This is a genomic window from Enterococcus haemoperoxidus ATCC BAA-382 (assembly GCF_000407165.1).
In the GTDB taxonomy this organism is placed as follows: Bacteria; Bacillota; Bacilli; order Lactobacillales; family Enterococcaceae; genus Enterococcus_L; species Enterococcus_L haemoperoxidus.
The window spans coordinates 705,866-731,248 of sequence record NZ_KE136479.1 but is presented as its reverse complement, the minus strand read 5'-3'; the positions used below and the strand labels follow the sequence as shown (position 1 = coordinate 731,248).

Annotated in this window: 22 protein-coding genes; 4 read left to right on the top strand and 18 right to left on the bottom strand. The window is 35.7% G+C overall.

The features are described from left to right. Window positions 1-110: 110 nt before the first annotated feature. Complete coding sequence (locus I583_RS03490; protein ID WP_010763181.1) at window positions 111-698, bottom strand: ATP-dependent Clp protease proteolytic subunit; 588 nt, start codon at window positions 696-698, stop codon at window positions 111-113. A gap of 190 nt (window positions 699-888) precedes the next feature. Here I583_RS03490 and I583_RS03485 point away from each other — a divergent pair, with 190 nt between their 5' ends. Then, on the top strand, window positions 889-1,401 hold the full coding sequence (locus tag I583_RS03485) for a type 1 glutamine amidotransferase domain-containing protein (protein ID WP_010763180.1): 513 nt from the start codon (window positions 889-891) through the stop codon (window positions 1,399-1,401). Between the two features lie 71 nt (window positions 1,402-1,472). Here the strand turns inward: I583_RS03485 and I583_RS03480 are convergent, their stop codons facing one another. The 16 genes from I583_RS03480 to I583_RS16275 all read right to left on the bottom strand — a co-directional run bounded on the left by I583_RS03480 (window position 1,473) and on the right by I583_RS16275 (window position 20,755). Next, complete coding sequence (locus I583_RS03480; protein ID WP_010763179.1) at window positions 1,473-4,184, bottom strand: cation-translocating P-type ATPase; 2,712 nt, start codon at window positions 4,182-4,184, stop codon at window positions 1,473-1,475. Window positions 4,185-4,644: 460 nt separating this feature from the next. After that, window positions 4,645-5,412, bottom strand: coding sequence for a tRNA 2-thiocytidine biosynthesis TtcA family protein (locus I583_RS03475; RefSeq protein WP_010763178.1), 768 nt, complete (start codon window positions 5,410-5,412; stop codon window positions 4,645-4,647). A 26-nt stretch (window positions 5,413-5,438) separates the two neighbouring features. Beyond that, a complete protein-coding gene (locus I583_RS03470) occupies window positions 5,439-7,274 on the bottom strand; it encodes an LTA synthase family protein (protein ID WP_010763177.1) in 1,836 nt (611 codons plus the stop codon). Window positions 7,275-7,380: 106 nt separating this feature from the next. Continuing rightward, window positions 7,381-8,415: a Gfo/Idh/MocA family protein gene (locus I583_RS03465; protein ID WP_010763176.1), complete on the bottom strand. Its 1,035-nt coding sequence runs from the start codon at window positions 8,413-8,415 to the stop codon at window positions 7,381-7,383. A gap of 173 nt (window positions 8,416-8,588) precedes the next feature. Further along, window positions 8,589-9,557, bottom strand: coding sequence for a sugar phosphate isomerase/epimerase family protein (locus I583_RS03460; protein WP_010763175.1), 969 nt, complete (start codon window positions 9,555-9,557; stop codon window positions 8,589-8,591). After that, window positions 9,554-10,291: a ThuA domain-containing protein gene (locus I583_RS03455; RefSeq protein ID WP_010763174.1), complete on the bottom strand. Its 738-nt coding sequence runs from the start codon at window positions 10,289-10,291 to the stop codon at window positions 9,554-9,556. The genes I583_RS03460 and I583_RS03455 overlap by 4 nt, the downstream gene beginning before the upstream one ends. A gap of 143 nt (window positions 10,292-10,434) precedes the next feature. After that, window positions 10,435-11,508: a Gfo/Idh/MocA family protein gene (locus tag I583_RS03450; protein WP_010763173.1), complete on the bottom strand. Its 1,074-nt coding sequence runs from the start codon at window positions 11,506-11,508 to the stop codon at window positions 10,435-10,437. 514 nt (window positions 11,509-12,022) lie between these two features. Further along, complete coding sequence (locus I583_RS16845) at window positions 12,023-12,163, bottom strand: putative metal homeostasis protein (protein WP_010763172.1); 141 nt, start codon at window positions 12,161-12,163, stop codon at window positions 12,023-12,025. Window positions 12,164-12,197: 34 nt separating this feature from the next. Beyond that, window positions 12,198-12,467 carry a 30S ribosomal protein S14 gene (gene rpsN, locus I583_RS03445; protein WP_010763171.1) on the bottom strand — a complete coding sequence of 90 codons (270 nt, stop codon included), beginning with the start codon at window positions 12,465-12,467 and terminating at the stop codon, window positions 12,198-12,200. A gap of 88 nt (window positions 12,468-12,555) precedes the next feature. After that, window positions 12,556-13,257, bottom strand: coding sequence for a DNA-binding response regulator (locus tag I583_RS03440; protein ID WP_010763170.1), 702 nt, complete (start codon window positions 13,255-13,257; stop codon window positions 12,556-12,558). Between the two features lie 214 nt (window positions 13,258-13,471). After that, complete coding sequence (locus I583_RS16280) at window positions 13,472-16,294, bottom strand: leucine-rich repeat domain-containing protein (RefSeq protein ID WP_010763169.1); 2,823 nt, start codon at window positions 16,292-16,294, stop codon at window positions 13,472-13,474. A gap of 20 nt (window positions 16,295-16,314) precedes the next feature. Next, a complete protein-coding gene (locus I583_RS03430; RefSeq protein WP_010763168.1) occupies window positions 16,315-17,430 on the bottom strand; it encodes a WxLIP family cell surface protein in 1,116 nt (371 codons plus the stop codon). A gap of 213 nt (window positions 17,431-17,643) precedes the next feature. After that, window positions 17,644-18,324: a WxL domain-containing protein gene (locus I583_RS03425; protein ID WP_010763167.1), complete on the bottom strand. Its 681-nt coding sequence runs from the start codon at window positions 18,322-18,324 to the stop codon at window positions 17,644-17,646. Window positions 18,325-18,348: 24 nt separating this feature from the next. Beyond that, a complete protein-coding gene (locus I583_RS03420) occupies window positions 18,349-19,023 on the bottom strand; it encodes a WxL domain-containing protein (protein ID WP_010763166.1) in 675 nt (224 codons plus the stop codon). Between the two features lie 25 nt (window positions 19,024-19,048). Continuing rightward, window positions 19,049-19,726 (bottom strand): WxL domain-containing protein, encoded by a 678-nt coding sequence (locus I583_RS03415; protein WP_010763165.1) that lies wholly within the window; start codon window positions 19,724-19,726, stop codon window positions 19,049-19,051. Window positions 19,727-19,744: 18 nt separating this feature from the next. Continuing rightward, window positions 19,745-20,755 carry a WxL domain-containing protein gene (locus I583_RS16275; RefSeq protein ID WP_010763164.1) on the bottom strand — a complete coding sequence of 337 codons (1,011 nt, stop codon included), beginning with the start codon at window positions 20,753-20,755 and terminating at the stop codon, window positions 19,745-19,747. 299 nt (window positions 20,756-21,054) lie between these two features. Between I583_RS16275 and I583_RS03405 the strand changes: the two genes are divergently transcribed. The 3 genes from I583_RS03405 to I583_RS03395 are packed head-to-tail and all read left to right on the top strand — an operon-like array spanning window position 21,055 to window position 24,449. Further along, window positions 21,055-21,810, top strand: coding sequence for a LytR/AlgR family response regulator transcription factor (locus I583_RS03405; RefSeq protein ID WP_010763163.1), 756 nt, complete (start codon window positions 21,055-21,057; stop codon window positions 21,808-21,810). A gap of 12 nt (window positions 21,811-21,822) precedes the next feature. After that, window positions 21,823-23,136, top strand: coding sequence for a GHKL domain-containing protein (locus I583_RS03400; protein ID WP_010763162.1), 1,314 nt, complete (start codon window positions 21,823-21,825; stop codon window positions 23,134-23,136). Then, window positions 23,133-24,449 carry an ATP-binding protein gene (locus I583_RS03395; protein ID WP_010763161.1) on the top strand — a complete coding sequence of 439 codons (1,317 nt, stop codon included), beginning with the start codon at window positions 23,133-23,135 and terminating at the stop codon, window positions 24,447-24,449. The genes I583_RS03400 and I583_RS03395 overlap by 4 nt, the downstream gene beginning before the upstream one ends. A gap of 85 nt (window positions 24,450-24,534) precedes the next feature. On the opposite strand, the gene I583_RS03390 is transcribed toward I583_RS03395, so the two are convergent. Further along, window positions 24,535-25,227, bottom strand: a complete 693-nt coding sequence (locus I583_RS03390; RefSeq protein WP_010763160.1) for a response regulator transcription factor — start codon at window positions 25,225-25,227, stop codon at window positions 24,535-24,537. Window positions 25,228-25,383 lie beyond the last annotated feature (156 nt).

The window sequence follows — 25,383 nt, the reverse complement described above, 5'->3', positions numbered from 1 at the left end:
CACTTTTTTATAGGTAGATGACAAGAGTAATCTGTAAAATGCTTATTTCCTTTTATTAATATAAAAATAAAAGCTGCAAACAAAAGTTTGTTTGCAACTTTTTCAACTATTTATTTGATTTCATCACTTGTTTGGATGATTTTAGAAATCATGCCATAATCTTTTGCTTCATCAGCTGACATCCAGAAATTACGGTCTGTATCTTTGGCAATTTTTTCATATGTTTGACCAGTTGCTTCAGCAATCAAACGGTTCACACGTTCACGCATACGAATGATTTCTTTGGCTTCAATCTGAATCTCTGTACTTTGTCCTTGAACGCCGCCAGCAGGTTGATGGATCATATAGCGCGTATTAGGTAAGCTGTATCTGTTCTTCGCTTCAGCAGCTAAATAAATCGTAATACCCGCACTTGCCACCCAACCAGTACCAATCACGATCACTTCTGGTTTCACAAATTTGATCATATCATGGATTGTATCTCCAGCTTCAACGTGTCCGCCTTGGCTATTAATGAAAATCTTGATTGGTTCATCGCCCATTGCTGCAAGCAATAGTAATTGAGAAGTCACTTCTCTTGCTAAGTCTTGATTGATTTCACCGTAGATTAAAATGGTGCGTTCTTCAAAAAGTTTTTTCATAAATGCATTGGGTTGTTGTTTTTCTTCTGTTTCTTCGTTTTCATCTAAATAGTTCATAAGTAATAACCTCCATATTTTAAAGCTAAATCTCTATATTAATAATACCGCAATCTGAAAATTTGTCCACTTTTTTGACTTGTTTTGACCTTAAAATCATGCATATCTTTTGCATCTATAAAAAATTCCCTTTACCCTTTAATTAAGCTCATAAATAAATGAGTAATCCAAATATGAAAGAGGAGATTAGATGACAAAAAAAGTAGCAGTATTAGTGACTGATTTGGTGGAAGATGTGGAATTGACCTCCCCTAAAGAAACATTGGAAAAAGCTGGTTATGATGTTATCCTTGTAGAAAAAGAAGCAGGAAAAACAATCACAGGGAAGAACGGAACGACCTTTACAATTGATGTTTCGATTGATGATGTTAAGCCTGATGATTTTGTTGCACTACTGATTCCTGGTGGTTTTTCACCTGACCAACTTCGTGCAGATCAACGTTTTGTTGATTTTACTAAGTTCTTTTTAGAAAATAATTTACCTCTCTTTGCGATTTGTCACGGACCACAATTATTTATTCAGACCGATTTAACGAAAGGGCGTACGTTGACTTCGTACATTACAGTTCAACCTGATTTAGCTTATGCTGGTGGTCATATAAAAGATGAGGCTGTTGTAATTGACAATAACCTTATAACGAGCCGTACCCCTGACGACTTGCCTGATTTTAACAAAGCAATCGTCTCACTTTTACATTCTTAAGCTTAAATAAAAAGCACAAGTAAGCTTCTATAGAAGAAGTCTACTTGTGCTTTTTTACTGATTAAACATTTTTAGCTCTTACCCAATCTACGTTGAACAAATTTTACGATTTCAACGATTGGAATAATCGCAAATGATGTTCCGGCAACAATTGCCCATTGGTAAGCATCTAATGACGTTACGCTGAACAAATCGTTGAATCCTGGAATTAGGATCGTTGCAGCTAGTAATAGGAACGAAACTAAAATTGCCCAGTTGAATGATCTGTTTCTAAACAACCCAACTTTAAAGATTGATTGGTAAATAGATTTCACATTAAATGCATGGAACAATTGGATCAACCCTAATGTTGCAAACGCCATTGTCAAGGCATCACCGTGTTGTAAATCATACAATGCTGTTGCTGATAAGTTTGGCATATTAGCTGCTGTATGTGCAGGGAATTCAATTGCCATTTTATAGACGATCAGCGTTAATGCACCTTGTGCGATCCCTTGATAGACTACACTACTCAAGACACCACCAGAAAAGAAGTTTGATTTCTTCCCACGAGGCGCATGGCTCATGACATCACGTTCAGCAGGTTCTACACCCAACGCAATTGCTGGGAAAGTATCGGTTACTAAGTTGATCCACAATAAGTGAACCGGTAGTAAGGTATCCCAAGCTAACATTGTTGCGATAAAGAGTGTTAATACTTCCCCTAAGTTGGCAGAGAGTAGATATTGAATCGTTTTTTGGATATTTGAGAAGACTTTACGTCCTTCTTCAACGGCTACAATGATCGTTGAGAAGTTGTCATCTGCTAGAACCATATCAGAGGCACCTTTTGATACTTCTGTACCAGTGATCCCCATCCCAATACCGATATCTGCGGCTTTCAATGCTGGTGCATCGTTCACGCCATCCCCTGTCATGGCAACCACTTTACCTTCTTGTTGCCACGCTTTAACGATACGTACTTTATGTTCTGGAGAAACACGTGCATAAACGGAATAATGTTCCACGACTTTAGCAAAGGCTTCGTCAGATAATTCGTTTAATTCAGCACCTGTGATCACTGCATCATCATCGCCTTCTTTGATGATACCAAGACGAGCAGCGATTGCTTCAGCTGTATCTCTGTGGTCACCTGTGATCATGATTGGACGAATACCAGCTTCTTTGGCAACTTTTACTGCTTCAGCCGCTTCTTTACGTTCTGGATCGATCATACCGACAAGACCAGCGAAGACTAGGTCTTTCTCAACGATATCAGAATCCATTTCAACTGGCACGGCATCTACGATTTTGTAGGCCATTCCTAAAACACGTAATGCTTGTTTCGCTAATTTTGTATTAGTCGCTAAAATTTCTTGGCGTTGTTTGTCATCCATTGCTGGTGTTTGACCATTTAATAGGACTTGATTACAACGTTTTAATAATTCGTCTGGTGCACCTTTGACAGCAACTAAGAATTTACCATCTGCTAATTGGTGAACAGTTGTCATCAATTTACGATCTGAATCAAATGGAATTTCAGCAACACGAGGTTCCGCTGCAACTTTTTCCGTTACATTGAAATCGTGATCTAAACCATATTGAACAAGTGCTGTTTCGGTTGGATCACCAATCAATGAACCATCTTGTGCAATTTTTGTATCGTTTGTATAGTTCATGATTTTTAAGGCCATGTTATCTAGTGCAACAGCGTCTGTCGCAGGTTTTACTTCATTATCTGTATAAAGAGCTTCAACCGTCATTTGGTTTAAAGTTAGAGTACCTGTTTTATCTGAACAGATAATGTCTGTACTCCCTAATGTTTCAACGGCAGGTAATTTGCGGACAATGGCATTTTTCTTTGCCATTTTTTGTGTACCTAAAGCTAAAATAATCGTAACAATGGCAGGTAATCCTTCTGGAATTGCTGCAACGGCTAATGAAATCGATGTTAATAACATATCGATCCATGTGCGACCATTCATCATACCAACCACAAACATGATCGCTGCGATCACTAGAATTGCGATTGTCAACATTTTACCTAATTGGTTCAAGTTTTGTTTTAATGGTGTTTCTGTTTCTTTTTCGTTGGCTAACATACCCGCAATTTTACCCACTTCGGTATTCATACCAGTCCCAACAACCACACCAATTCCACGGCCATAAGTAACATTACTGCTAGAATAAGCCATATTGATTCGGTCGCCGATCCCAATATCAGATGCAGTACCTTCTAAAATAGTCGCTTCTTTTTCTACTGGAACAGATTCACCAGTAAGAGCTGCTTCTTCAATTTTCAAGCTGGCTGCTTCCAATAAACGTAAGTCCGCTGGAACAACGTCGCCTGCTTCTAGCAAAACAATATCCCCAGGTACTAATTCGTCACTTTTAACAGTGATTACATGACCATCACGACGAATATTGGCATTTGGCGAAGACATTTCTTTTAATGCCTCGATTGCTTGTTCCGCTTTGGCTTCTTGAATCACACCAAAAATCGCATTTAGCACAACAACGAGTAAAATGATGAATGAATCAACCATATCACCTGAAAATACTGCTGAAATCACTGCAGCAAATAACAAAACGATGATCATAAAGTCTTTAAATTGTTCAAAGAATTTTACAACGATCGATTTCTTTTTCCCTTCATCTAATGCATTGGCCCCATAACTTTCCAATCTTTTTTTGGCTTCTTGATCTGACAAACCTTCTACAGTTGTATCAAATTTTTGTAAGACCTCTTCATCTGACTGCGTGTAAAAAGCTTCAGATAGTTGAACCTTTTTCTCTTCTGACATGTTCTTCCTCCTCATAATTTACAGCTACTTTAATCTATTTTACTTCATATTAGCGAAACGAACACGTTTTTGAACTTATTGGTTCGTAGCAAAACGAAAAAAAATAGACCTCTGTATGCTAAATAGAACATACATAAGTCTCACCGTTTAAGACAACACCAGAAATTTCTTTCGGAGTTGGTGATGTTGCCGCAGCTAGCGCCGCCAGTTACTCCCTCATGAAATAATAGAATGGTAGCAGATTAAAATCGTTCACCAACTATTATTGATGAATTAATTATACCTGTTCTTTTAGTGTTTTTCAAATGAAATCGTATTGATTTTCAGAAAAATTTCTGTTTGGTTTGAAATAACGTTCACTGTTTACTTTTTTGTGACTGAAAAGAAGTTAGGATAAACAACCATGAGGGCGATCTCCTCAAAGGTATTTATCCTAGTCTCTTTAAGTGTTCGTTTATTCTTAATTGCCTTTTTTCTGTTCTACAACTAGCGATTTTGTCCAGAAATTTTCAGACACTCCTTGTTCCATTCCCATAATAAATTTCTCTCTGATATCAGGATAGCTTTGTGCTAATCCACTTACAAGATGTTTGATTTCTTCTCTTTTCGTTTTCTTATCGACTGGGCAAGGATTAAAAATCACAGGTAACGCTTCTCTTTCAACAAACTGAATGATCTGCTTTTCTTCTACGTAAAGCAACGGGCGAATCAGCGTAATATCAGTTTTTGATAAATAGCTGATTGGGTCAAAACTAGCCATTTGACCGTGAAATAGAAAGTTCATAAAATAAGTTTCAATCGCATCGTCCAAATGATGACCTAGGGCAACTTTATTACAACCGACGTCTTTCGCTCGTTTGTATAAAATGCCTCGACGTAACTTGGCACATAACGAGCAAGGCGATCGTTCTTCCCGAATATCAAACACCACTTGGGCAATATTAGTTGGCACAACATCTAATTTATACCCTAGCCCTTCCACAAATTCTTGTAACGGAGCAATATCCATATCAAACCCCATTGCTAGAGTGATCGGTACGATTTCAAATTCAAAACCTAATCGTTTTTGCTTACTGATCTTGTCTAAAAAATACAACAGACTTGTACTATCTTTGCCTCCACTCATTCCGATTGCCACTTTATCACCTGGTTGGATCATTTGATGATTCAACACCGCACGACGAATCGGGTTATAGTAGGTTTGATTATCTTTCTTTTTAAAACTCATTGTTTACTCCTTTTTTACTACTACATTCATTTAAAAAATTCAGTCTCCAAACTATAATTTTCACCCGAAACAATGTCATATTGAATCAAGCGATAATCATCGTATAATTCTTGTTGCGTTTTATTTAAAGTAAGGGTCTTATGCCATTTTTTGTCCTTATAATAGAAGCTTTTCTCAAAAGCTGGAACTTGTTTTTCCAGTTCAGATAATAATTGATAAAAACCGGTCATTTGCATCCCACTTTGTTCAAATAATGAAGGGGCAAAATAAAATGGGCTGGTAACGGCATCATGAGTGTTTTTCTCGCTAAGTTTTCCATGATTATCATACATCAAGAATTCGGTTTGGTGCATGCTTACTTCATCATTATCTGCTTTGATTTCATCGGAGTAAATACTAGGCAAATGATCGCCCCAAAAAACGACTAATGTTCGTCTTTTTAACTCTTTCAATGAACGTGTAAATTGTTTTAAGGCTTCACTACTATATGCAACATCTTGCATGTAACTGTCAATTGCTTTTTTGTTTCCTAAGCTTTGTGAAGAGTAATCTGAGGTCTTGTATTTATCGCTGTAAGGCATATGTGTTTGCATCGTCACTAAATGGACAAATTGTGGATTTTGATCCTCTTTCAGCAAATCTAGCACTTCTTTGTAGGCCGATTCATCCGATATATACGGATTATTTTCAATTGTTTCTGTATATTTCATGGTCTCTTCACTAATAAATTCGTCAAATCCCATCGTCTGATAAACATCTTTACGTTTGTACATCGATGTATTATACGGATGGATAGCAGTAGTTTGATAGTCTTGCTGATTCAAAAGCGAAACAATCGATGGAATTTCTTCTATTTTAGGTATCAACATTGTATAAGGTGTTGTCATTTGGGGATTGAATAATTCCATAGAGAAACTAGTCAATGCCTCAAATTCAATATTAGCGGTTCCGCCACCATAATTTTGAGAAAGCATTTGGCCACTATACGTTGTTTTGGCAATATCGTAATAATCTTTTAGCGGGTCTTTATTGACGGTAACTCCATTTAAATTTTGCGGATTTGAAAAACTTTCACTCATCACAAAGATGATATTTGGCTGTTCTTCCGACGAAGCTTTTGTCTCTTGCGCTGTTTTTGTATATTTTTTTGTAATGTCTTCGATAGCCTTTTTGGAATAGTTATCCGGTTTATCCATGGCTTCCACTTTTAAATTATACAAAAAGCCGCCCATAAATCCGGTATTATAATAATTCATTTTTTGGCTATAAGGAATCCATAAGGCTGTTTTGTTGTATGCTTTTCGTAATAAATTATTGGGGTTGTTAAAATTACTGACATATAGTAATAATGTCATTGTGATAATTAAACCGGAAATTCGTATGATCTGCATTTTTTTCGGCAACAAACGACTTTTGTAAATGGCTCTTCCGAAAAAAAACAAGCCGATTGCTGCAATCACTAAAATAATAATGAAGGGAATCGTTCCAATCATTTCTCTTAATAAACCAAATTCTGTGATCATTTTTAAATCATCTGGATAAATTGGTTCCGTTCGGTAAAACATTTTTTGATAATTAGCGAAGCCCAAAATACCGATCGTAATTGTATAAAGTACACTTCCAAGAATCAGTGAGCCTGCTAAACTGCATAAAAATAGTAAAAATATCAGCAAAACTAGGCTACCAAGGATAAACTTTTCCGTATGCCATGAGAAAGCAAATTTAAACACTAAATTCAGTGATAATTCATTTTGACACCATTGTAAGTATAAGTTACTTATTAAAACCAATAATAGCAATCCTATGATGATCAGCGAATATTTGACTGGATTTTTCTTGATTATCTGTAATTTTTTCTTCACACGATTCTCCCTTTTCTTTTCCTGAAGTGTCCTCTAATATTTTATGCTTAGACGAAAAAAAAGTAAAGCACCCGCTTTAGGGAACTTTACTTTTAATGGATAAACCTCATCTTTTAGCTGCTTTAAAAATTTCCTCAATCAGAACCATTACTTGACGGACCTCTTCATTTTTTACTACAGGTTCGGCTTGTTCTCTCACAACATTGTAGAAATTTTTATAAAACGGGTCATATTCCGCTGATCCTTGTGGCAAGTTTTTCGTCTCTGTCGCCTCTTCTGATGGCGGAGCCATTGTTTTAGTCAGACCTACACCTGCTTGGACGGGTCTGGGTGCTTGAATATTTTGTTTCCCTGATTCGATTACCATTTCGCCCGTTAGATCCCAATCATAGATGATGGCTGTGCCTTTGGTTCCTTTTAAATACCAACGTGGGAGCTTAGTGTAATTAGTTGTACCCACTTCAACAATTGCTCGGACACCATTTTCAAAAATAATATACGTAATAAAACCGTCATCCACTTCATCCCCAAGAATATAGCTTAAATCAGCAGATACTTTTTCAATTCGGCTATCCACTAAAAATAATAGCTGATCTAATAAGTGAACACCCCAATCTAAGAGCATACCGCCGCCATGTTTTAGCTCATGACGCCAATCTCCTGGGATTCCGTTAGCACCTTGAACCCGGGTTTCGATTTGGAAAAGTTCGCCGATTTGGTGGTTTTTATATAGTTCCCGTGTAATTAGAAAATCTGGGTCCCAGCGACGATTTTGATGAACCATAAAGATTTTGCCTGTTTCTTTGGCCACTTTTAGGATCGCATCTAACTCTTCGACATTCATTGCGACTGGTTTTTCACAAACTACGTGTTTCCCAGCTTGTAGTGCCTGAATCGCTAGTTCTTTGTGAGAATCATTTGGTGTAGCGATCAGCAATGCTTCGATCGTTTCATCTGTTAACACATCTTCTAGAGTATTGTAAATTTTATGGTTGTATTGGCTGGAAATTTTTTGGCGTTCGCCAGAAATGTCATAAGTTCCAACGACATGGATTCGTTCATTTTCGTTTGGCATAATGTTATGGACATGGTATGAGCCCATGCCACCATAGCCGATTACGGCAAAGTTGATTGCTGTCATTTTTTTGAGTCCTTTCTATTAAAGAGGATGCTTGATTTAGGGTGGCGAAAGAGTTGGTCAGAAACTGTCATATTCTTCTCTTTGACATCCAGCTGAACGAACTGAATGAGTTCGTTCAGCTTTACTGTGAACCACGAGGAATACGGTGAGTCGATGTTGAGTTGTTTCCTTAATTACACCCACCACATTTCTGCTGGTTGTTCTTTGATCATAATAGTTTTCAAATTGGTGATTGCTCTATTCAAACCTTCTTCTGTAGACATGATTGGGTCTTCATGTTCAATACTTAAAACGTAATCATATCCGTAAATTCTAAGTGCACTAATAATATCTGACCAGACTTTCAAATCATGACCGCATCCAACAGAGCGGAAAGTCCACGCACGGGTTTTAACATTCCCATACGGCTGCATATCGGTTAAGCCATGCATATTGATATTGTCTTGATCCAAATACGTATCTTTGGCATGGAAATGATGAATTGCATCAGCTTCTCCTAAAATTTTCACTGCGGCTACTGGATCGATCCCTTGCCACCATAAATGACTTGGATCTAAATTACAGCCGATTGCTTTTCCCGTTGCTTCACGGAGTTTCAGCATTGTATAAGGTGTATGGCATAAGAAACCGCCATGCAGTTCGACCCCAATTTTCACACCAGCAGATTCTGCGATGGTATTGATATTTTTCCAATAAGGAATCAACTTTTTCTCCCATTGATAATTGTAATTATCATCATATTCTGTTGGCCAAGGTAAAACGGGCCAATTGACTTGAGTATCGGTTGAATTACCTCCTGATACACCTGAAAAACCATTAACGACTGATACATTCAATAGAGAAGCTAGTTTGATTGTTTTTTGCACTAATTCATCTGCTTCTTGCGCCGTTTCTTTTAATGGAGAAATAGGATTATTATGACAGCTTAAAGCACTGATCGTTAAGCCTTTGTCAGCAAGTTTGGCTAAATATTCTTTTCTAGCCTCCGAACTCGCTAATAATTTGTCGATATCTAAATGAGCATTTCCTGGAGAACCACCTGTTCCTATCTCGACTGCTTCTAATCCTGCTTTTGAAACAGTATCAATCATTTCTTCAAAGCTTAAATTATTAAATAAGGGAGTAAATACACCTAGTTTCATTGTTCAGTTCCTTTCTTGTTCGTAATAGATTCTAAAGGCTCATGATGTCCGTAATTGGGATATGCGTTTTGGGTTGGTTGACACCAACGGACACCATTTTTAATGACTTTTTGGACTTCTTTATTATAGTAGGAAGGATACGTTTCATGACCTGGCTGGAAATAAAAGATTTTTCCATTCCCACGATGATAAGTGCAACCGCTGCGGAAGACTTCGCCGCCTGGATACCAACTGATAAAAATCAAATCATCTGGTGTTGGGATATCAAAATACTCGCCATACATCTCTTCTTGCTCTAGTTCAATGTACTCGCCGATGCCTTCAACGATTGGATGACTAGGCGCTACTGTCCAAATTCGACAATGTTCCTGTGCTTCTCGCCATTTTAAATCGCAAGAGGTGCCCATTAATTTCATAAAAATTTTTGACATATGACCTGAATGCAGCACGACTAACCCCATGCCTTCAAGGACACATTGATAAACACGCTGAACAATTTCGTCAGAAACTTCTTGATGAGCGACATGTCCCCACCAAATCAAGACATCCGTATTTGCTAGAACTTCTTCTGTCAAGCCATGTTCTGGCTCATCTAACGTAGCAGTTCGTACTGAAAAATCATCTTCTTTTAAAAATTGTGCGATTTGTTGATGGATTCCCTCTGGATAAACTTTTTTTACTGCTTCATCTGTTTTCTCATGACGGAATTCATTCCATACTGTGACTTGGATCATCGTTTTTTTCCCCCTAATTTAAAAGCTGAATGAGCCGTTTAGCATCGACGAAAAATAGGAAAATATGACTGTGATGTTTTTTGTCACATTCATATTTTATCTTTTTTACGAGATGCTGGCTCATTAAGCTAGATAATCTTGAGTTAATCGAAAAATACCGGTTGATTCGTTTCGGATGCTTTGTAAATGGCTTCAAGAATTTCTGTCACAACTAACGCTTGTTCTGGTTTCACCACTGGTTCTGTATCATTGATGATTGCATCGATCCAAGATTGTGCTTCTAACACTTCCGGTTTGTCGCCAGCGCCATCGTAAAAATCAACACCGCCTGGTTCTAATTCGATTTTCTTTTCAAATAGTGTACTATGATCTTCTCCATTGATGGTCAATCCGTCATTCATATCAGCTCCGCCCTTCGTACCGTGAAGAGTGGTTTTGGCTTCTTTTACGTCTAAACTATTCAATGCCCAGCTAGATTCTAAAAAGATTGTCGCGCCATTTTCCATCATGATAAAGCCAAAAGCAGAATCTTCAACAGTGAATTTTTCAGGGTCCCAAGAACCCCAAGCATTGGCTGCCTTTTCAGTCTCAGCTAATTTATGATAGGATTTTCCTACCACATATTTGGGTTTGTAATTGTCCATCATCCATAGCGTCAGATCCAGCGCATGAGTCCCGATATCGATCAATGGTCCGCCACCTTGGGCTTCTTCATCAAGGAAAACACCCCAAGTTGGTACTGCTCGACGACGAATGGCATGGGCTTTGGCAAAGTAAACTTCGCCTAACTCCCCTTCATCACAAACCTCGTGTAAGTATGTGGAATCTTTTCTAAAACGATTTTGATACCCGATGGTTAATTTTTTTCCTGTTTTCTTTGCAGCTTTGATCATACTACGCGCTTCAGCAGATGTTTTTGCCATTGGCTTTTCGCACATCACATGACAATCCGCTTCCATTGCTGCAATTGATAGTTCGGCATGTGTGCTATTTGGTGTACAAACATGAACAACATCCAAATCCATTTCTTCAAGCATTTTTTGATAATTGGTAAAAGTTTTCGCTTTTAATGTCCCATAATGCATCTTTGCTTCTTCTGCCCGTTCACTGATTAGGTCACAAAAAGCAACTAGTTCCACTTCCTTAACCTGTGCAAGCGCTGGTAAATGCTTTCCATTGGCAATTCCGCCACAACCGATAATTCCTACTTTCAACATCCTCAAATAACCTCCAATAATCTGCTCATATTATTTTGTGGAAGAAATAAAACGGTTCCACTTCTACACTATTACTATACAAAATTTTGAAAGAGCTTTCTTCCTAGATTATGGGTAAAAAATTCCTGGATATTGCTGTTCATCACTGCGACTGGCTTTGCCAGAGCGGATGATGAACAGTACTTGGCGACCTTTGGGAGAGAAGTTTCCTTACTTGTGAAACACTATGATTGGCTACAAAGTAGACAGAATAGATGTTGAACAGTACAAGGCGACTAAAAGGAGCGTTGTCTCCTTACTTGCGAATCACTGCGACTGGTTTTGCCAGAGCAACTGCGCTTGACGACCAACGGGAGAGAAGTTTTAATCACTCCAAATTTGCCACACCATAGAAATGGAACAGATTAAATCAAAAAAATTTACAATCCAAATAATCTCAACAAAAACAAAAAAAGCCCTTCCCTTCTACTCTAAAAAGGAAGAACTTTATTCTTGTTTCTTAAAAATGCTCCACTCAACCAACATTACCAGAAGCCATCACACGGTGTCTTTGCTCCCGTTTATATTGCTGAATGATTTTCAATGCTCGTTTTCTTGTTTTTCGATTTGTACACTTCAATCTTCTTCGTGCACTTGAAAGATCTTGCTTCTCCATAAAATCACCTCTTGGTATCTATTTTTCGGTTTCTTTACCAGCTTGCTTTGTGTACACCTGGAATTTGTCCTTGATGTGCTAACGTTCTAAAATTAATTCGTGACATGCCGAATTTACGCATATAGGCTCTTGGTCGTCCATCGATCAAATCACGGTTTTTCAAGCGATTTGGATTGGAATCTTTTGGTAATTTTGCTAAAGCTTCGTAATCCTTATTTGCTTTTAACTCGGTACGTCGTTCAGCGTATTTTTCAATCAAGGCTTGTTGCTGTTTTGCTTTGGCGATTTTTGATTTTTTAGCCATTTTTCTTTCACCCTTTCTAAATCGTAATGATTACTTTTTAAGAGTGATAAGAATAACATCTAATAACCTAAAATGCAAGTACTCTTTTTTATTTTATATCCAACATATACCCTTTTGAACGAACTGTTTTAATAAACCTTGGGTTCATTGGGTTTTGTTCTATTTTATTTCTTAAATGAAACACAACATTGGCAATGCGATAATTTTTTTCTGGTTCATTTTGCTCTGGGTTCCACATCTTTTCTTTAAACTCTTCGTAAGGTATTGCACGACAGGGATTATTGTATAGAAGTTCCATTGCTTGAAATTCTTTTCTAGTCAAAATGATTTCTTCTTCTCCATCGATTACAACACTTAAATTACTTGCTACCAGTTCTAAGCCTGCTGATTTCAATGAGTACATAGTAGTATGTCCTTCATCCACAAATTTCCTAGTTTTGTCACAACTCATCAACAAATTTGTTAGTGTATAAAAAAATTCTTCCTGGTCTATCTCAAATGGAAAACAGGCATCTACTCCAAGCTGTAGATAAACAATATTAGAATATTTACCTCCATTCGTAGATAATAAATAAATCGGTAGTTCACTTACTTGACGAGTAATTTCCATTAACCAACGACAAGTAACAGGCATAGCTTCTTCTTGAATCACCAGTGCGTCAAACTTATTAACATCTATAGAAAATTGATCTTCTGTTAGAGAAACAATGTCCCAACCTTTTTCTGTCAAAAACTCAACATGGGCAGATTTTTTCGTCGTTTCTAAAGCAAAAAAACCGATTGTATACATAGATAATCCTCCATTTCTTTGTTTTGCTCTTCCTAATTAATAATACATTTCTAAACTAGTTATGTTTAATCTTTCAGCTGACATTGCTACCTATGTATTCTGAAAGATGTTCCTATCAAATTGAAACATCTTTCAGCAGCTAAATCTTGATTGTAGTGGTGGCTTAAATAAAAAATATGCATACTTTTATAAGCATGTTTTTTTAGATCGTTCTTCAATTTGGGACATCTTCTAAAGTCCAGGTCACACTTCCTTGATATTTCCCAAGGTAATTTGATCCGTTTAAGGTAAACTGCAGACCTTTTTGATCTGTCCATTTATTAGAAATTGGGATTACTTCATTTTCAGTGTCACTTTGTCCTTTTTCAATGATTACTTTTTGTCCTGTAACGATGGAATGCTCACCTTTAGAATCAATATAACTATATGTTCCCTTAAGCGTTTTAGCATCTGAATTTAGAGCACTTGGTGTCATACTTAACTGCCAATTGCCTTTGTCTCTATTATCGAATACAGAAACATTTCCTGTTAATTGTACTGGCTTTGTCAACTCTCTTCCCAATGGAATGGAAAATGCCATTGATGAAGGTACACTCTCTAATTTCAGTTCAGGTATTTTTGTTTTAACAAGCCACTGATTTTTTGGATTTTTATCCGCATGATCCATGATGACTTTATAGATTATTCCTTTTTTATAGGGAATCTCAACCCTTTCATCGGCTTTCCCTTCATACAGAATCTCATCAGTCTCTTCGTCAATGATTGTAAATTCATGCTCAGCATGTAATTGTTGCGTACTTGTCATTAGTGAAAAATAACCTGAATCAACTGGATCAAAAGGTTTAATCTCAGTAGTATCTGGGCTAATTTCGGCTAGTTTATCTTTCCCTATTAACTTCATCTCACCAATAAAAGTTTGAGCGTAATCATTTTTAATCGCCGTTTTTAAAAAGCTTGGCACCGTGCTTGAATTGTGTGTAATTTGGTTCTCACTTACTATTAAAATCTTGAAATTATCTCTAAAATCCGGTAATTGTCCAACTAACTTATTTTTCTCTAAATATAGGGTATGGAGTTTTGGTAAGTCGACTAGTTCTTTTGGCACAGTCCCGGTCAAACCATTTCTATCCAAAATAAGATAGCCTAAATCTTTTAAATTTCCCAACTGTTTAGGAATTTCTCCCGTCAAAGAATTATCAAAGATTCTTAGATCTTTCATTTTTCTTAATTGCCCTAATTCTTCTGGAAGAGTTCCAATCATCTTGGTATTTCTTAGATACAAGAGTTCCAGATTTTGAAAATATTTAATATTTTTTGGAATATGCTGCTCTGGAAATGGTCTGGTTGTATCCGTGTTGATTTGTTTGATTTTATCTAAATCAGACAAATAGACATCTTTTCCAATTTTTTTTGGACTGAGTTGACTATTAATATTATTAATAATCCATGGTTGATTTTCAAAAAAATCAGTAGTGACTACTTCATCGATGACATTTATCGGAACTTCTACTACTTTAGTTATTTGGCTCAACTGTTGACTTTGAAGTTTTATCTGAACAGAGTCTTTTTTTACTGTATTAAATACTTTTTCTTCTGTGAATCCAACGATATTTACTCTATCATTTGGAAGTGAACTTTCTATATTTTTCAGAAGTTGCGTCGGGTCTAAATCATTTGTTGAACTATTGATCCACACAGTTTGCTCAACTGGAGTTGCTGAAATAGTGGGTATCAGTTTTGAGCTGCCCGTTTCAGTATCAGACGATACTTCTTCTGTCCCAGTTTTTCTGATGTTAGATGCAGACAGTGGAATATTGAATGTATCACTAGATGAATCATAATACTTCATAATTTTCAAAAGGTTTAAGTCATTATATTTCACCTTAATCGTAACAGAGTTACTTTTAAGTTCCTTTAATAATATATCTGGCAACTCCACAACTACTTTTCTTGTCGTAAGCCTTTGAACCTTTACTTTGCTTGTGATTGATTCTCCATTACGATTGAAAACTTGAATACTTGGTAATTCAGCAGTAGGAAAAATCGCTTCCTTATCTTCTAAAATAATCGATAATTTTTCTGGGTAGTACTTTTCATAAGCAGAGCCTAAACTTTGGGTTATATTGTACTCTGGTGCTAGTCCTTTTTTAACTGACTGACCTCTTACTGCTGGCGGAGAATAGCTTGGTGTACCTGGTGCTTCAATCGAACTTGAAAATATATTGAATTTCGGACTATAACTAAATGCACTGTATGCGCCAATCGTAATCGCTTCATTATTATCAGATACAATAACATAATTTTGAGGCACTCTCTCATTATAAAGTGTTGATAACGACATGCTCAACATTTCATCTTTTTTATTCTCTCCGACAAAGAAATCTAACTTGGTTCCTGTATAGCCTCCAGCTATTAAATTCAGATAAACTTTTTTTAAACCGTTTTTGCTGATTGTATTAAACGAAGGCGATCGATCTCCCCCTTGTTTAATATAAATAACCTGAGGAAACTCTAAATATACATCCTTTACAACTTGCTTATCATCTGTATAAACAAGCTGATAAGACATCAGCCCTTCCACATCTTCCTTAATCCCTGCTGATTTCTGACTCAAAGATCCATCCTCATTCAGATAAACTATATACTTCCAATCTGCTGTCCCTCCATTACCGCCTGTAATGTAGTTGATCTTTAACGAAAGTTTCCGTTTATTGTAAATGCCAACATTGTTATAATAAACCACATCACCAACTTTGTAATTTTTTTTATTCGATTCCCCAAATCCTTTAAATAGTGGGGTACCAGATTCGTCAGTAACGTCCTTTAAAATATCTTCCCATGTAGCTCCTTGATATTCCGGACGTATCATGGGTTTATCTGGATGAAAAATAGACCCATATATACCTCCTTTATTATCTATCTCTGTATAATAATCCAAAGGATCATCCGCTACAACTTGTTGAACATCAAATAAAATGAGACTTGCAAAGGAGAAACAAAAAATAATAATCGGCAGTAATTTCCTTTTTTTACTCATTATTTTCCTCCTTTCTTTCGTTATTGTTTGTATCTATCTTTTTGTTTGTCTTTTTCAGTACGTTTTTTTCGTTGCTGTTTGCGCTTTTTTGCTTGACGTTTTCTTTCTAATTCGAGTTTTTTCTTTCTTTTCTTATACAGTAATACTACTAGAATAATGATCCCCACAACGACTAAAATACTTGCAGCGATAATACCGCCTATCGCCCAATAATTTGGTTCTTTCTCAATTTCAATCGCTTCATCCGTAAGTTTTTTAGCTTCTTTAGATGTGATTTCAAACTCTTTTTTAAAGGCCCACTCGTCCTCTTTTGTGGTTGCAACTAAATCCAATGTATATTTTCCTGGAAGTAGTTCTTGATTATCCCAGCTAATTGGAAAATCGAAATTGGAATTAGGTGCCATTGCCATCTCTTCTTTAGTTGTTTGATGGATGATTTCTACTGAGTCTTTTTTGCTTACTTTTGCCACAACTTTTAAATCATTAACAAATGTCGGTTTAGTATTTTGAATATTTGCGGTGACTGCTGTTCTATAGTTAATCAGATCTGGTTGAATGGCATTTAAGTTTAGTTCTGCTTTTACTGGATCGTCCTTCTCCGTTAGTTGAATACCCACTACCATCGCATATTTATTACTAATTTGAACGCCGCCTTCTGAACTTTTCTGCTCATCATTGGCTTCGTCTTTGTATACATAAAAGCCGCCAACAATTTTTCCATCTATCTCTTCTTTAGGCATTTGCAATGTAAATTTCACTGCTTTTTTCTCTTTTGGAGCTAATTTAACCTTCTGTTCTCCTGAAATCAATTTTGTGATTGGACAGGATAAGCTTGAATCGATTTTTCTGTCCTTTTCACTAAAATCAACCACACCATTTTGATTGGTTGTCGCACTATTCGGAATGATATTCAACGTAATTTCTTTGTCTCCTGAGTTAGAAACTTTTAATGTTAACTCTTGTTTTTGTTCGGGTTTCATTCTGAGATCAAAATAGGTTTGTGATTTATCCACTTGATTTTCAGGAATATCTGCGCTAACAGAATATTCCATATCTGCCGCTTGTGATTGAATTGGACAGATTAAAAATAAAAGAATGAACAGTAAATTATATAGATTTTTTTTGACGTTTTTCATCGTTTATTTCCTCCTATAATAATGAGATTGGGACAACTTAAACCTTTCAGTCTCCCAACTTTTTAAAACAGATGTTTTACGTCTATGGGGAAATAAATGGACTTATTAGTGTTTCTTGCATTAGACACAAGAAAATAAGAATTGGATTTTATCAAAACAATTTCCTATTTTCTTGGTATGCAATTGGTTTTGTCTTGCTCTCATTACTTGTGATTATTTACCAGGGGTATCTTGTAACTCCCAGTAGATAGTTGTTTTATATTCTGTATTTGCTTTAGCAGTACCCGCTAGGATAGATAGTTGAACATTCGTATTTTTTTCGTCAGAACCGTTTTTATTCCAGGCTTGCAACCAAGTTCCTTCACCTGAACCTTTGGCAGCGGTCATAATCTTTTGTGCTTTTGGTGAGAGTACAAGGTCACTTCCTTTTGGTGGAGTGATCGCTTTACCCGAACTTGATGAACTAACGCTACTATTTTTCAATGCTAGCGTTGCACCTTTTAGCTTCTCTTGCTTATCACTAGAAAATTCATCAGCCTTCACATATAATGCCCAGCCCGCAGAAGTACCTCTAACGTCTGTTACTTGAACATAAGGGGTCTCATTGATGGCTGATTCTACTTGGTCTGACCCGCTAATATTGACTTCACCAAATTTCAAGTTAGGTACACGGTCGATTGTTAAAAGTCCTTTATTTCCTGTTCCATCATTTCCCTCGTCTCCTGGATCTGTCGGTCCCACAGGAGGGCGTTCTTCATTCTCGTCCCCAACTAGCATTTGAATGTTCACGACTGAATTTGCATCTGACTTTTCTGCATGCGCTTCTGTACTAAAATTGCTTCCAACATAAATCGCCATAGTTAAACTAGCAAGTAGTGTGATGTTCTTTTTCATAATGTCTCTCCCTTTTTCCATCATTTATTTTACAGGTCCATTGATCAGCGACCATGTTAACTCAGCCTTGTATTGACCGACTTTAGCATAAGATGGAATCACTAAACGAATAGATTTATCAAGATCAGTTGTCTTATCATCCATAAAAATACTTGTATATCTTCCCATCCCTTTATCCTTATCAGCTGTCAAAATCGTTTCATTTACGCTTGCAGAGTTAATCACTACGCTTCTTGATGTTGGAGGATTTTGCATATCCCCTTGTTTACTTGAGACCTCTCCCTTTGGAATAAACAAGCCCCAGCCTTTAACAATCGTATCCTGATTTCCATTAATTGTGGATGAAAAGTTTGTCATAGAAACTTGAACATTCCAGCCTGAACCTGTTCCTCGTTCATCGATTACTTCAATCCCTAACTTTTTATCGGCTTCTACTTGTGCTTTCCCAGTTTGCCCCATTTTGATTTGCCCAAATTTAAAATCGGAAACAGCATTGATTGTAAAATCTCCCGTTCCAATTCCAGGTCCTATCGGTTCTTCTGGTTCTTCTGGTTTACCTGGCTCAATTCCACCAGATTTTAAAACTTCAATCTCTGCCATTGTCGTCTTTTCTGTTGGTGTCTCTGCATAAGTATCATGTCCTGTTACCAATAAGGTTGCAGTTAAAGTTAATCCCATTAGTATAGTTGTTTTTTTCATCTTGCTCTCCTTCACCTAACTAAATTTAGTTATTACCAGTTGGTGTATTGATTAATGTCCATGTCACAGTCGCTTGATAATTTCCAAGTAAGTTTCCACCTGGAATCGTTAATTCAACTTGATCAGCCCAATCGTTGACCCATGATCCTTTCCCTTGGTCTTTTTCTGCACGTAAGATTGGTGTTGCTGATTTTCCAATCAATGTTCCTTCTGCATTGGCGGCTTTCGGCGGGTTGGTTGTATCACCATTTACTGTTGTTTTAAACGTTCCTGCTGGCACTTTAATTGTTGCGCCTTTTAAGATTTTTGTTGCTTCTTTTGTATCTTTAAATTCATCCACTTTAGCTTGAACATTCCAGCCAGCGCCAGTTCCTCGTTTATCGGTCACTTGAATTCCTACTGTTTTCCCGTCAGGAACTTCTGCCGTAGTTTTTGTCTCACCACCAGTAATTTTTGCTGATTTGAAGTTAAAATCTGACACAGCGTCAATCGTCAGCAACCCTTTTTGTCCAGTTTCTGGACCAACTGGTTTATCCTTGTCAACTGGATCGTTAGGATCTGTATTTTCTGGATCTTCTGTTCCAAAATTAAAGGTTGCCTTCGTGTTGAAAGGCTCTGTTGTTTCAGCTTCTGCTTCTTTTACTCCAGCCGATAATAGTGCCGTTAATAGTAAAGTACTGCTTAATAAAATTGTCTTTTTCATTCTATCTATTCACTCCTTTTATTTTTTACCTGGTGTATCAGACATTGTCCATGTTAGTTCTGCTTTATAATCGCCAATCAATACATCTTGTGGAATGGTTAGACTGACAGCTTCTTTACCAAAGCTATTCATCCAGTTACCTGCTCCTGTTTTATCAGGTGCTTCAAATACTGTTTGTGGTTTATTATTAACACTTAATTCTCTGGCTACCGGCGCATTAGTCCCTGTGCCACCATTAGCCGATTTGACTGTTCCTTTTGGTAGATATAATGAAGCGCCTCTGATAATTGCCTTATCATCTAATTTGCCATCTTCTTTAACTTTCATAAAGTTTGAAATAGCGACTTGAACAGTCCATCCCTTAGCAGTCCCCCGAGAATCCCTCACTTGTAGATTAGGCGCTTCATTGGTTGCTGAAACAACTTGATCTTGTCCAGTCAATTTCACCGTACCAAAATCTAACGGTGAAACAAAAGAAATGGCTAAATTCCCTGGATTCCCAGTTTCTCCTCCTTCTTCTCCACCAGGATTTTCTGGATCCACTGGTTTTTCATTCTCATCCCCTGGTTCTAACGTAACTGAGCCTACGGACTTAGCATTTCCTTTCCCGTCTCCTTCTGACTCATTGGCAAATGTAGTACTTGGTGTCGAAACAGCTCCTAACACAACTGCAGATAAAAGGATTGATTTCCATAATTTCATTTTTCTTCCCCCTGATATATAGTAGTAAGTTACAATAATGGTGAACAACGTGATGAATAGAAAACCAAGAGTTGTCCCGAAAATTTTCATCATTTCACCCGTGTTCGGTAATCTTTTTCTTTGTCCATAGCCTAAATCTCCCCAGATATCACTTTGTTCTTTAGGTGAATCTCTTAATGTTTTAGGTGTGTTGTCATGGACAAATTTGATACTGGCTTGACTACTTGCTCTATTCCCACTGTGTGCTTCTTCTGCATTCCCGATAAACGGAATAAAAGCAAAATAAAGAATCACTGTAAACAAAACAAGTAATCGAAACTTTCTCATAGAATCACTCCTTCATTCATTCTTTGCATGATAATTATTTAATCCTTCGTACATCACTCTTTTACGAAAAAATGTTCTTAGTTATTTTTTGTATCAGAGTTATTGCTGTAGTACACTTTCAATAATACAGATAACTTTTATCTCACAAAACATTTTGAAAGCGTTTTTTCGTTCCTTCCGAGCACTTTTATAACTTTTATTTAACAATTACTTCCTTTTCTTGTAAAATTAATCTAAAATATACTAAAATAATTTACTTGAATTTTTAATTTTTTCGTAATACAGGAAAGGAGTCGTCAATGGCATTTAGATCAACGGTTTACGTAGTAGAAGATGACTATGAATATAGGAAGAAAATTATTCTTTCTTTAAAAAATTATCATTCAAATTTTGTTCAATTCAATGTTTCTTCGATTGATAACCATTTATTCTTTATGGAGGAGCTTCAATCGCTTTCTATTGCGGATACAGATATTTTTATTTTTGATATTGATTTAAAAACAACTTTTACAGGAATTGATTTAGCTTTAGAAGTACGTAAGCACAATCGAAACTGTTCGATTATTTTTTTAACAAGTTTAGAAGATCAAGCGATTCCTATCATCAATAGCAATATTTTACCGATAGGCTACCTGATAAAAAATACTGTTTCTTCCATAAAATTAAGTCAACCGCTCTACGAACTATTAGATAAAATTGAAGACAATTTAAATAATAGTTGGAGAGAAGATCCAAACATCGTTATGATAAAAACAGGCGCTAAAAAAATCTACGTTAATGGTAAAGATATTCTATACATAGAATCAATGAAAGGATTGCGTGGAAAAATTTTAATTAAAACATTTCATGAAGATATCATCATTAATGGGCAAATCGGCAAAATAAAAAAACTAGTGGAGCATCAGCCTTATCTATTTACATCATTGCAGTCTTACATCATTAATTTAACCTCAATTACTGTTCTTGACAGAGCCAAAGGGATGATTATCTTCTCTAGCGGGGATGAGCTATTGGTGGGCATCAAAATTATTGATAAATTGAAAAAAGTATTATAGGGGGGCTTTAGTATGGATAAGTCTTTCGTCACTTCCATAATAGCGGTAAATTTTTTACAAATGATTTGGCTGATCACTTATAAAAAACTACTTTCATTACGTGAAACCTTTATTTTGAGTGGATTTGTTGTTATTCAGTTTATATCAGGAATGTTTATCACCGGATCCTATATTGCTTTTTCTCAGTTATTATTTCTTGCCTTACAATTCATTTTCGTTGCGAGGAAATTAAACAACTGGTTTATCCCATCATTATTGATCAGTATTGAAAATTCTTTGATACTTTTGTCATGGATTCCGACCTTAGACACATGGGATATTTTACATATAAATCAGATAATTACTGATTTAACGTATTCTAAATACTTATACTTGTTTATTCTTTTACAACAACTCCTCTTGTTCTTTTTGATTCTATTAGTCAGTTACTTAAATAAACGTTTTTCACTATCAAATTCAATTTCATTACTGCCGAAAAAGTATAAGTTGCTATCTATTCTAATGCTGCTGCTCTTACTTTTACTTAGTGGTCTCAAGCAATTTAGTGTTCTTCAAGGAGATCCTATTTCTGTTTTATACAGTTCTGGCATTGTGATTGGCTCTACCATAATCATAACGTTTAATTTATTACTTGCTATCAAGTATAACGATGAAAAAAAATATATTGAATTACTCTCAGAAGCTTATAAACAAGAAAAAAATAAGGTTACTCTTTCTGAAGAGTTTCGCCAAGAGTATCAAACCTTATTACTTAGTTTAAATAGCTACTTAGAACAAAAAGATAAGGAAAAAGCCATCTCCTTACTTAATGGCATCATTGATTATTCAGACCCTTTACTGACTCCTAACTTATATAAAAAAATTTCCAGTATCAGTAATCCAGCTGTTAGAGGATTATTAACTAGTTTTTTGACGAAATGCCTAACAGCTAATATTGATATCCGTTTAAACGTAACTGATAATTTAACGAATGTAAAAATGAATATTGTAGATTTTATTCGATGTTTATCGATTTTATTGAATAATGCATATGAAGCCACTGAACAGACCAATCATTCCTTCATCAGCATCACAATTGAAGGAACAAAGGACTTTCTTACCGTAGAGGTTCGTAACACCTACAATGAAGAAAAAAAAGTTTCATTTCAGACATTGCTACAAAATAATTTTTCTACAAAAATAGGACATCAAGGAAAAGGATTGCATATTTTTATGACCATTTTAGATCAATACCCAGAATGTGATTATACGATCACACAGAAAGAAAACCAATTTATTGCTAATTTCACATTATTGAAAGCTGTCCATGAAAGGAGGCATCTATGACTTTTCCTTTTTTTGCTAGTTTACTAACATTGAACTATCTCCAGCTTATTTGGTTTTTAGGAAATAAAAAATATACTACTCTGCGTCAGACCATTGTCCTTTCGTCGCTTCTTATTTTTCATATTCTGTTTATTTTTCTGTTTAATACACCTTTTATCGGACTATTTTTATTTCTTTTTATTGTTTTTCAGCCAATTTTCATCGTTCGACATTTAAACAGTTGGTTATTGATGGCCTTGTTTCTTTATTTACAAAGTTCTTTGATCATTACATCTTGGTTATTTACCTACGATTTACCTGTTTACTTATCAAGGATTGGAAAGATTTCTCCTGAATTACTCCAACAGCTTGTTCCTTTTTTATTGAGTACACAACAACTCCTATTATTTGTGCTCATTTTATTTGTTAGATGGCTTGATCAAAAATTACAGCTTTTCGATTCTATTGCGCACGTCCAAAAAAATTATAAAATGACAGTGTTATTCCTTACTTTTCTTTTGATTTTTTTATATTTTTTACGTCAATTTGCGGTTTATAGCATCTCTTATAGCTCATTTTTATACTTAACAGTGATTTTACTCGGATTGAATAGTGTATTTCATTTTACTGTTTATTTATATAGTCGATATTATCAAGAACAGTTACGAAAATTGGTTTTGTCTCAGCAGTACAATAATGATTTAGATAAAATTACTTTGGCTGATGAATTTAGACATGATTATCGTAGTATTTTGGTGAGTTTGGTGGGCTATATTGAAGAGTATCGAATGGAGGAGGCTTCCGCTTTTATTTTATCAGTAACAGATTATTCAAAGAATTTATTAGATGAGGATAGTTATGATCAATTAAAGCGATTGATGATTCCTCCAATCCAAGGGTTGCTTTTACAGTTTATTGAGAGCTGTGAAAAAAACGGAATTCATTTGAGAATTTCTATTCCTCAAAAGATTTACGATGCTGATATTTCGATTAGTTTGATTGATTCCATTAGAAGTTTATCCACTCTTCTTGATTTCATAATAAAGCAACAAAACACTGAGTCAAAGAAGCAAATCTATTTAACTTTTGAAAAAAAGCCACACTCTATTTTTATTGAGCTAAGTAATCTTCCTAAACAACAATACTCGGAAATTAAACAGCCCGATTACTTGATTACGGATAAAAAAAATTTAAAAACATTTGGGATAGCTGCCGTACCAATGATGCTAAAAAATTACAGAAAAGCTTCTTTTGCTTTTTACTTTAATCATAAAAAGTGCTTGATTATACTTACTCTTCCACTAAAGTATGCATCTTTAGTTTCAGAACCATAAAAGACAAGGGTGTGGGACAAACACCCTTGAGGGCTATCGCCCTCATGAGTGTTTGTCTCGGCCTCTTTTTTATGAAATCTACTAATTATTTTATATCCAACATATACCCTTTTGAACGGACTGTTTTAATAAACCTCGGATTCGTTGTGCTTATTTCTATTTTATTGCGCAAATGAAACATAATATTGGCAACTCGATAGTTTTTATCCTCAACATTCATTTCAGAGTTCCACAGTTTTTCTTTGAGCTCACTATACGAAATGGTTTGTCCTGGACTATTTAATAATAGCTCTAGTGCATTGTATTCTTTTTTGGTTAAAGAAACCTCTTTTTCCCCGTCAATTAGCACACTTAAGTTTCTGGGCATTAGCTCAAGTTCTTTTCGCTTAGGTGAGGTTGATTTCTTCGCTGATGGATAACTACTTTTATTTGAATAATGGCTAAGTAAATTAGTTAGCGTATAATAAAGTTCTTCTGATTCCATCTTCATAGAAAAACAAGCTTCCGCTCCTAACTGCAGATAGACAATGTTTGAACGAGACTCATCGATTGCAGATAATAAATAAATAGGTACTTTCACATGTTTTTTTAGTTTCATCAACCAAAAGCAAGCTTCAGACATTGTATCTTCAAAGATGATGATAGCATCTAAATTCTCTTGATGTGCAACTTGCTCTTTCATATTGATTTCTGCTAAAGTCCAGCCTTTATCTGTTAAAAAATTTAAATGAACATTTACTTCTTGTTTTTTTTCTATCAAGTATCCAACCGTATACATGATTTTTCCTCCCTTTTCTAAGAAAATATATTTTTAATTCAAATAATTACGATACAACAACCCTACATTATATTTATTTTTTATTTAAAAAAATTCATTATATTTATATTACACTTAATTTTAGATAAAAAAAACAACAAAAATGCGGTTTCAAGT

What these genes read in the sequence shown, in the direction of transcription:
- I583_RS03390 (WP_010763160.1), bottom strand. Translation starts at nt 25,227, where the DNA reads ATGTATACGGTTGGATACTTGATAGAAAAAAAACAAGAAGTAAATGTT.
- I583_RS16845 (WP_010763172.1), bottom strand. Translation starts at nt 12,163, where the DNA reads ATGGAGAAGCAAGATCTTTCAAGTGCACGAAGAAGATTGAAGTGTACA.
- I583_RS03430 (WP_010763168.1), bottom strand. Translation starts at nt 17,430, where the DNA reads ATGAAAAACGTCAAAAAAAATCTATATAATTTACTGTTCATTCTTTTA.
- I583_RS03425 (WP_010763167.1), bottom strand. Translation starts at nt 18,324, where the DNA reads ATGAAAAAGAACATCACACTACTTGCTAGTTTAACTATGGCGATTTAT.
- I583_RS16275 (WP_010763164.1), bottom strand. Translation starts at nt 20,755, where the DNA reads ATGAGAAAGTTTCGATTACTTGTTTTGTTTACAGTGATTCTTTATTTT.
- I583_RS16280 (WP_010763169.1), bottom strand. Translation starts at nt 16,294, where the DNA reads ATGAGTAAAAAAAGGAAATTACTGCCGATTATTATTTTTTGTTTCTCC.
- I583_RS03400 (WP_010763162.1), top strand. Translation starts at nt 21,823, where the DNA reads ATGGATAAGTCTTTCGTCACTTCCATAATAGCGGTAAATTTTTTACAA.
- I583_RS03415 (WP_010763165.1), bottom strand. Translation starts at nt 19,726, where the DNA reads ATGAAAAAGACAATTTTATTAAGCAGTACTTTACTATTAACGGCACTA.
- I583_RS03395 (WP_010763161.1), top strand. Translation starts at nt 23,133, where the DNA reads ATGACTTTTCCTTTTTTTGCTAGTTTACTAACATTGAACTATCTCCAG.
- I583_RS03405 (WP_010763163.1), top strand. Translation starts at nt 21,055, where the DNA reads ATGGCATTTAGATCAACGGTTTACGTAGTAGAAGATGACTATGAATAT.
- I583_RS03480 (WP_010763179.1), bottom strand. Translation starts at nt 4,184, where the DNA reads ATGTCAGAAGAGAAAAAGGTTCAACTATCTGAAGCTTTTTACACGCAG.
- I583_RS03450 (WP_010763173.1), bottom strand. Translation starts at nt 11,508, where the DNA reads ATGTTGAAAGTAGGAATTATCGGTTGTGGCGGAATTGCCAATGGAAAG.
- I583_RS03485 (WP_010763180.1), top strand. Translation starts at nt 889, where the DNA reads ATGACAAAAAAAGTAGCAGTATTAGTGACTGATTTGGTGGAAGATGTG.
- I583_RS03465 (WP_010763176.1), bottom strand. Translation starts at nt 8,415, where the DNA reads ATGACAGCAATCAACTTTGCCGTAATCGGCTATGGTGGCATGGGCTCA.
- I583_RS03490 (WP_010763181.1), bottom strand. Translation starts at nt 698, where the DNA reads ATGAACTATTTAGATGAAAACGAAGAAACAGAAGAAAAACAACAACCC.
- I583_RS03475 (WP_010763178.1), bottom strand. Translation starts at nt 5,412, where the DNA reads ATGAGTTTTAAAAAGAAAGATAATCAAACCTACTATAACCCGATTCGT.
- rpsN (WP_010763171.1), bottom strand. Translation starts at nt 12,467, where the DNA reads ATGGCTAAAAAATCAAAAATCGCCAAAGCAAAACAGCAACAAGCCTTG.
- I583_RS03420 (WP_010763166.1), bottom strand. Translation starts at nt 19,023, where the DNA reads ATGAAAAAAACAACTATACTAATGGGATTAACTTTAACTGCAACCTTA.
- I583_RS03460 (WP_010763175.1), bottom strand. Translation starts at nt 9,557, where the DNA reads ATGAAACTAGGTGTATTTACTCCCTTATTTAATAATTTAAGCTTTGAA.
- I583_RS03440 (WP_010763170.1), bottom strand. Translation starts at nt 13,257, where the DNA reads ATGTATACAATCGGTTTTTTTGCTTTAGAAACGACGAAAAAATCTGCC.
- I583_RS03455 (WP_010763174.1), bottom strand. Translation starts at nt 10,291, where the DNA reads ATGATCCAAGTCACAGTATGGAATGAATTCCGTCATGAGAAAACAGAT.